Raw genomic sequence first — 8183 nt, forward strand, 5'->3', positions numbered from 1 at the left:
CACATCACCTTGTTGTAGCTAAACCGAAATCAGCCAACAAGGCGGTATTTCAATCTGATGGGCGCGGCGAATTGTAATGAGGGGGAAATTGACTGTAAACATTTTCCTCTCGACTTTGAAATACCCTGTCGCAAAGCTGGGTGTTGCGCGCAACAAAACCGCACCATGCTGCGCCCAACGCCATAAAACACATGCCAACATGCCATGACAAAACAGAAAATATGACGACTTGACCGGTGCAAGGCAAGATTGCACTGTCTTCCCCCTACCCCTTGCTGTGTCAAATCAGCCACGTCATGGCCAGCCACATATCCAAGCCGGGCGCAAAGCCCTACAATCGCCGCCTTCGCCTCATCAACACTGCCATGCTACCCATTCTTTACCGCGACTCGCAGCTGATCGCCATCCACAAGCCGTCCAACCTGCTGGTACATCGCTCCGAACTGGACCGCCACGAAACCCGCTTTGCCATCCAGCTGCTGCGCGACCAGATCGGCCAGCGGGTTTATCCGGTACACCGGCTGGACAAGGGCACATCCGGCGTCTTGCTGTTTGCGCTGGATAAGGACAGTGCGCGCGAGATGAGCTGGCAATTCGAACGCCAGGAAGTCAGCAAGCGCTATCTGGCGATAGTGCGCGGCCATCCGGCTGAATCCGGCCATATCGACCACGCCCTCAGCCGCCGTGTGGACGACCTGGCCTGGCTGGGCGAGAAGGTGCAGCCGGGCCCGCAGGAGGCGCAAACCGACTACCGCCGCCTGGCCACGGTGGAGCTGCCCATTGCAGTGGACCGCTACCCCACCAGCCGCTACGCACTGCTGGAGCTTTCCCCGCTCACCGGCCGCCGCCACCAGTTGCGCCGCCACATGAAGCACATCGCCCATCCCATCATTGGCGATGCCACCCACGGCAAAGGCGTGCACAACCGCATGTTTGCCGAGCACTTTGGCAGCCAGCGCATGTTGCTGGCCTGCATGGAAATGCAGATCACCCATCCGCTGACCGGCGCAGCCATCCAGCTGACCTGCCCGCTGGCAGAAGACTTTGCCAGCGTAGTGCGTGCACTGGGCTGGGAACAGGCCCTGCCCGCCAACTGGCTGACCGCCGTCTGATGGACAGCCAAATCCGCTACAATGCCGCCATTGTCTTAGAAAGCTGATGCATGCTGAGTTATCGCCACGCCTTTCACGCCGGCAACCACGCCGACGTGCTCAAGCACCTGATTGAAATTGCCGTACTGGACTACCTGGGCCAGAAAGACAAACCCTACTGGTATATCGACACCCATGCCGGTGCCGGTGGTTACGCGCTGCAAGAGGGCTATGCGGCCAAGAATGCCGAATACCTGAGCGGCATTGCCCGTCTGTGGGACCGTACCAACCTGCCCCCTGCGGTCGCGGCCTATGTGGACGTGGTACGCGAAATGAACCCGGATGGCGAACTGCGTTACTACCCCGGCTCACCCTGGTGTGCCGCTGCCGTGATGCCGCAAAGCGACAAGCTGCGCCTGTTCGAACTGCACCCGACTGATTTCCAGCTGCTGGAGCAGAACTTTGGCGGCCATCCGCGCCGCACCCAGTTGCAACAGGCCAATGGTTTTGAAGGCATCAAGGCCATCCTGCCACCGCCACCGCGCCGTGGCCTGGTGCTGATTGACCCGCCGTATGAGGACAAGCGCGACTACCAGCACGTGGTGACCGCACTGAAAGAAGGCCTGAAGCGTTTTGCCACCGGGGTTTACGCCGTGTGGTACCCCTGCCTGCAACGCGCCGAGATGAAAGAGCTACCCAAAGAGCTGAAAAAACTGCCCGCCAAGAGCTGGCTGCGCGCCGAATTGCATGTGCAGGCGCCATCGGCAGACGGCTTTGGCATGTACGGCAGCGGCATGTTCCTGCTGAATCCGCCGTGGACCCTGCCTGCCATGCTCAAGGAAGTTCTGCCCTATCTGGTTGAACACCTGGGCCAGGATGCCAAGGCCAGCTTCATTCTGGAAACCGGCGGCGACCTGTAAACCGCTCCCCGCTCCATTACTCAATGCCACCCTGCGAGGTGGCATTTCTGTTTCCATACCCTGCAGACGCAAAAAAGCCGACCGGCAGGTCGGCTTTTGTCGGACAACCAGGCTGGCTTATTTCAGCAGCTTGCTGATGTCCTTGGCTTCCCAGTGCGGGAAGTGCTTGCGTACCAGCTGGTTGAATTCCAGCTCGAAAGCACGCAGGCGGGCCAGCTCGTCGCTCACCGGCTCGGCGCTGGACTCGGCCGCAGCCGTCACCATGCCCGCAGCAGCAGTGGCATTGCTCAGACGGTCGATGATGATGAAGCTGCCGGTGCCACGGCACTGGGCATAGGCATCAAACACTACCGGCGCGTTCAGCTCCACGCGGCACAGGGCGATTTCGTTCAGCGCCAGCTCTTGCGCGTCAAACTGCTGCAGCGAGTTGACATCAACACGGTGCTCGATGGCGGCCACACGCCCGCTCACCACCTTGCCCGCCAACTTGAAACCGTATTCCTTGCCCACCACCAGCGGCGCCTCAGCCATCCACACCACATGGGCGTCAAATGCCTGCGCCACATTGGGCTGCTGCTCGCCGGCACGCACAATCATGTCACCGCGGGAAATGTCGATTTCATCTTCCAATGTCAGGGTAATGGCCTGACCGACAAAAGCAGAGGGCTGATTGCCTTCAAAGGTGACCACTTCCTTCACCTTGCTGCGCTTGCCGGACGGCAGAGCCACAATGGCGTCACCCGGCTTCACTTCACCCGCCACTACAGTGCCGCAGAAACCGCGGAAATCCAGATTCGGGCGGTTGACGTACTGCACCGGCAGACGGAAGGCTTCCAGCGCTACGTCATGACTTACCTGCACGCTTTCCAGCAGCTCCATCAGGGTGGCACCCTGATACCAGCCCATTTTTTCGCTGCGGGTCACCACGTTGTCACCACGCAAGGCGGAGATCGGCACAAAGCGGATGTCCGGGATGGTCAGGTGCTCGGAAAAGGCCAGGTATTCTTCACGGATACGGTCGTAAACTTCCTGGCTGTGTTCTACCAGGTCCATCTTGTTGATGGCCACAATCACGTGCTTGATGCCCAGCAGGCTGACGATGAAGCTGTGACGACGGGTCTGGGTTTGCACACCACGGCGCGCGTCAATCAGGATCACTGCCAGGTTGCAGGTAGACGCGCCGGTAGCCATGTTGCGGGTGTACTGCTCGTGGCCCGGGCAGTCGGCAATGATGAACTTGCGCTTCTCGGTGCTGAAGTAGCGATAGGCCACGTCGATGGTGATGCCTTGCTCACGTTCGGCCTGCAAACCATCCACCAGCAAGGCCAGGTCGATTTCCTGGTCGGTGGTGTTGTACTTTTTCGAATCGCGCTCGATGGCCGCCAGCTGGTCTTCGAAAATCAGCTTGGAGTCGTGCAACAGGCGGCCAATCAGGGTGGATTTGCCGTCATCGACATTGCCACAGGTGATGAAGCGCAGCATGTCCTTGTTTTCATGCTGCTTCAGGTATTCCAGGATATCGCTGGCAATCAGCTCGGACTGGTGAGACATGATCGTTCTTTCCGCTGTAGCCCACCGCCAGGGCGATGAGCATCAATTCTTCAGAGTGGTGACTGGATGGAGCCGGGCTTAGAAATAGCCTTCCATCTTCTTCTTTTCCATCGAACCGGCCTGATCATGGTCGATCAGACGGCCCTGACGCTCACTGGTGGTGGTCAGCAGCATTTCCTGGATGACCTCCGGCAGCGTGGCGGCCGTGGACTCCACCGCGCCAGTCAGCGGATAACAGCCCAGCGTACGGAAACGTACCTGCTTCTTGGTGATGCTGGCTTTTTGCTCGGGCGTCAGGTATTCCAGAATGCGGTCGTCATCAATCATCACCAGCGTGCCGTTCAGGTTGACCACTTCACGCTCGGCGGCGAAATACAGCGGCACGATGTCGATGTTTTCCAGATAGATGTACTGCCAGATATCCAGCTCGGTCCAGTTGGACAGCGGGAACACGCGGATGCTCTCGCCCTTGTCGATCTTGCTGTTGTAGATGTTCCAGAGTTCCGGACGCTGGTTTTTCGGGTCCCAGCGGTGGTTCTTGTCGCGGAAGGAATACACGCGCTCCTTGGCGCGGGACTTCTCTTCGTCACGGCGCGCGCCACCAAATGCCGCATCAAAACCGTATTTGTTCAGCGCCTGCTTCAGGCCTTCGGTCTTCATCACGTCGGTGTGCTTGGCACTGCCTACGGTGAACGGGTTAACGTTAGCCTTCACGCCCTCTTCATTCACATGCACGATCAGGTCCCAGCCTTCGGCTGCCTGCTTGTCGCGCAGGGCGTACATGTCCTTGAACTTCCAGGTGGTGTCCACATGCATCAGCGGGAACGGCGGCTTGCCGGGCGCAAAAGCCTTGCGCGCCAGATGCAGCATCACGGCAGAATCCTTGCCGATACTGTACAACATGACCGGATTTTCAAATTCCGCTGCAACTTCACGGATGATGTGGATCGACTCGGCTTCCAGCTGCTTGAGATGAGTCAGCTTTTGTTGACTGATGTTCATGATTCCCGCCTGTTCCTGGCCTGTCTGCACTCTTGGCGAGCACAGCATGATGGTTTGCTTGACGCTCAATGTACCGGAAGCACTGCTTTTTTCCAAAATCAGTTGGATATATCAATATGCACTATCCAAGTGAAAATTCAGTCCAAAGAGCAATAACGCAATGCTGATTAAGCCATGCCTTGCCGCCGGTTTCGCCATATAGTGACAAGCAGGGAGAAAACATCATGAACCGCGACAACAATAATGCGGAATACCAGGTCAGCCGCCGCATCCGGTGCCTTGATGGCAGCGTGCTATTACTGTGCAGCCTGGATGGCCAGCGCTATCTGCTGGATCCTCTGACAGCCACTGACAACCGCCCGGCACCTGCGTACGGCCTGCTTGCCAGCCCGGACACGACAACCCAGCTGGCCGGGCAGCAATACAGCTGCTACCCGATGGGTGACAACCAGCTGCTCAGCGACGCACTGGTCAGCAAACCGGATGACCGCACAGCCGCCGGCATGCTGTGCGACTGCATGGAAGCATTGCTTCACCTGCAGCGGCATCAACTGATCCTGCCGCGACTGGATGCAGAACACATCCTCCTGGACCAGCAAGGACAGGCCTGCCTGCTGGCCGGGCAAGTCACGACCGCAACGGACGAAGCATCATTACAAGACAATGTTCGACAGGCGGGGCAGCTGTTTTACCGCCTGCTCACTGGTCGGCCGCATGGCAGCCTGCCACTACAACAATTTCGTCCGGATCTGGACCCGGAACTGCACCAGCTATGCCAAAGCCTGCTGGATTGCCATGCAGCAGCCAGCACAGTCAGCCGCGCCGCCCTCGCCCAGTTGCAAGACTGGCTGGTCCGGCAGCAACGCTTCATCCGCAGCGAGGGCAATCAGCAGGCTGCATTGCAGCAACTATTGCAGCGCATGCGTCACAATCCGGACTTCCCCGCGCTGTCGCAGGCCATCAATGCCATCAATCACATCGGCAATGCCGACAGTGAAAGACTGCAGGTACTGGCGGAAATCATCCTCAAGGATTTCTCACTCACCAACAAACTGCTGCGGGTGGTCAATACTGCCAATTTCAGCCAATTCGGCGGCGCAGTCAGCACCATTTCGCGCGCCATCGTCATTCTCGGGTTTGACACCATCCGCAACCTGGCACTAACGCTGCTGCTGTTTGAACACATGCACAACCGCAGCCATGCCCAGGAAGTCCGTGATGTCGCCACCAGCGCGCTGTTTTGTGGCTTGCTGGCCCGCAGCCTGGCCCGGCACTGCCGCATGCAAGAGGCAGAAGAAGCACTGATATGCGGCATGTTCCAGCAACTGGGTGAATTGCTGTGCGTGTACTACTTCCGCAATGAATATCACCTGATCCGCAAGAAAACCGACACCGGCAGCAGCCCGGCACAGGCAGTACAACATACGCTAGGCATATCCTATGCCACACTTGGTGCCAGCACTGCCGAGGCATGGAGCTTTCCCGAACGCATCGTCAGCAGCCTGGAACCTTACACGCCAGGCCCGGTTCGTCAGCCACAGCACAATGCCGCCCGGCTGCGCATGCTGGGAAACCTGGCGCAAGAGCTTACCCAGTTGCTGTCCAGCCCCGGTACCGCAAACACCACGCAGGCCCAACAACTCCTCACCCGCTATGCGCGCGCCTTGCCACTGGAAATCAACAGCCTGCATGCCGTCATTGCCGAGACGCAGGCAGAATTTGCCAGCACGCTGCATGAATGGAGCAATGAAGCGCATGTGCACGGCAAGGCCCAACAGCTGAAAGGCGCCACACTGGGCACGCATCCGGACAACAAGCCAGCCGCACCGGCAGCCGAGCTGGAATCCAGTTGCCTCGCCTCCGGCCCGGCCACCACATCCTTGCTATCCAGCGGCATACAGGAAGTCACGTCCACACTGCTCGGCAATTACCAGCTTAACGACCTGCTGCGGATGATTCTGGAAATCATGTACCGCGCAGTAGGCTTTGATCATGTGGTGCTTTGCACCAAGGACCCGCGACAAAACATGCTGCAGGCCCGCTTCGGCTTTGGAGAAAACACCGCGGCCTTGCTGCCGGTTTTCAAAGTTGACCTGCAGCAGCAGGACAATGCCTTCTGCATCGCCATGGAACGCAATGTCGACATCTTTATCGAAGACGCCAGTGCCGCTGCCATCAGTAGCCATATCCCGGCATGGTATAGACAACTCAATCTTGCCCAGACATTTATCATCTTTCCGCTGGTGCTGGAAAAGAGGAAAATAGGCTTTCTTTACGGCGATAAAAAGCAGGCACACAGCCTGCCCTTGCGGCCAGACGAACTGAATCTTCTCAAGACGCTACGCAACCAGGCCTTGCTGGCCATTCGCCAACAGCAGAATTGAACCCAGCCAGAGAAACCGCTTGCCTTCATCAATCCCGACAGCCACAGCGCTGACCCGCAGAAGCCTGCTACGCCATGGTCTGGCTGTTGCCGGTGTCGGGCTGCTGCAAGCCTGTGGCACGCCAACACGGCCCACCACCATTACCACTACACCTAACGCCATGCCCAAGCAAAACCACGAAATTGCGCTACTTGCCTGCTCAGGAACACTACCCAACGCCTTGCAGCGTCAGCATGGCGTGGATCGTTTGCAGCAAGCCGGGTTCAGCATCAGCAACCGCAACGCCATAGACCGCCAGTACCAGCGCTTCGCCGGCACCGATCAGGAACGGCTGCAAGACCTCAACCAGCTGACACAGCGGCAAGACATGCCGCGCATGTTGCTGGCGGGTCGTGGTGGATATGGCGCATGCCGCCTGCTGCAGGACATTGATTACCAGCGACTGTGCCCAATGCTCAAGGAAGCAGGCACCCAGATCATGGGCTACAGCGACTTCACCGCCATTCAACTTGCCCTGCTGGCCAAAGGAGGCGTTGGCAGCTTCGCCGGCCCCATGCTGTACAGCGACTTTGGTGGCCGCAAACTCAGCCCGATGACCATGCAGCATTTCATGCAGGCCACGACAAGCGAAAACTGGACTGTCTTCACACCAACGCCACAAACCAGCACCGCAACAGGTGAAGGCATATTCTGGGGCGGCAATCTCAGCGTCTTGTCCAGCCTGGTCGGCAGCCCTTACCTGCCAGACATCCAGGGCGGCCTGCTATTTCTGGAGGACGTGGGCGAACAGCCCTACCGTCTGGAACGCATGTTGCAGCAGCTCTACCTGGCTGGCATCCTGCAACGCCAAAAAGCCATTTTCCTGGGTGATTTCGCCATGGGCCGCATCGTGGATGCCTACGATGCAGGCTACACGCTGGATACCGTGATTGCACAAATACGCAGCCAGCTAAACATCCCCGTTTTCACCGGCATTCCCTTCGGACACATTCACGACAAGACTACCCTGCCACTGGGCTATCCAGCCCACTTTGCCGCAGATGAAACCGGCCTGACGCTCACTTTCAGTCACTATCCGGCACACTCCTCCTCCGGACTCACACTGGACCGGCTGCTGACGGAGAGTTAAGCGCACTAATGCAAAAAGCCACCCCAGGGTGGCTTTTTGTTTGACTCTGCACGCTATCGGGGCCGCAAGTTACCCGCAATTTTCCTCATGATCAGTACCAATCTAC

General features: G+C 58.3%; 6 protein-coding genes. 4 read left to right on the top strand and 2 right to left on the bottom strand.

The annotated features are described in order from the left end of the window. Positions 1 to 365 precede the first annotated feature (365 nt). A complete protein-coding gene (locus AWT75_RS16980; RefSeq protein WP_062790684.1) occupies positions 366 to 1112 on the top strand; it encodes a tRNA pseudouridine(65) synthase TruC in 747 nt (248 codons plus the stop codon). A gap of 50 nt (positions 1113 to 1162) precedes the next feature. Continuing rightward, positions 1163 to 2011: a 23S rRNA (adenine(2030)-N(6))-methyltransferase RlmJ gene (locus AWT75_RS16985; RefSeq protein WP_062790676.1), complete on the top strand. Its 849-nt coding sequence runs from the start codon at positions 1163 to 1165 to the stop codon at positions 2009 to 2011. A gap of 117 nt (positions 2012 to 2128) precedes the next feature. On the opposite strand, the gene cysN is transcribed toward AWT75_RS16985, so the two are convergent. Next, positions 2129 to 3562, bottom strand: a complete 1434-nt coding sequence (gene cysN / locus AWT75_RS16990) for a sulfate adenylyltransferase subunit CysN (RefSeq protein WP_062790678.1) — start codon at positions 3560 to 3562, stop codon at positions 2129 to 2131. A 78-nt stretch (positions 3563 to 3640) separates the two neighbouring features. After that, positions 3641 to 4564 carry a sulfate adenylyltransferase subunit CysD gene (gene cysD, locus AWT75_RS16995; protein ID WP_045848721.1) on the bottom strand — a complete coding sequence of 308 codons (924 nt, stop codon included), beginning with the start codon at positions 4562 to 4564 and terminating at the stop codon, positions 3641 to 3643. 224 nt (positions 4565 to 4788) lie between these two features. Here cysD and AWT75_RS17000 point away from each other — a divergent pair, with 224 nt between their 5' ends. Both AWT75_RS17000 and AWT75_RS17005 read left to right on the top strand, forming a co-directional pair. Next, positions 4789 to 6948 carry an HDOD domain-containing protein gene (locus AWT75_RS17000; RefSeq protein WP_062790680.1) on the top strand — a complete coding sequence of 720 codons (2160 nt, stop codon included), beginning with the start codon at positions 4789 to 4791 and terminating at the stop codon, positions 6946 to 6948. Positions 6949 to 6967: 19 nt separating this feature from the next. Further along, the gene (locus AWT75_RS17005) at positions 6968 to 8077 is read left to right on the top strand and encodes an LD-carboxypeptidase (RefSeq protein WP_239689634.1); all 1110 of its coding nucleotides are present in this window, start codon (positions 6968 to 6970) and stop codon (positions 8075 to 8077) included. Positions 8078 to 8183: the final 106 nt, after the last annotated feature.

The organism is Aquitalea pelogenes, assembly GCF_001515305.1.
GTDB lineage: Bacteria > Pseudomonadota > Gammaproteobacteria > Burkholderiales > Chromobacteriaceae > Aquitalea > Aquitalea pelogenes.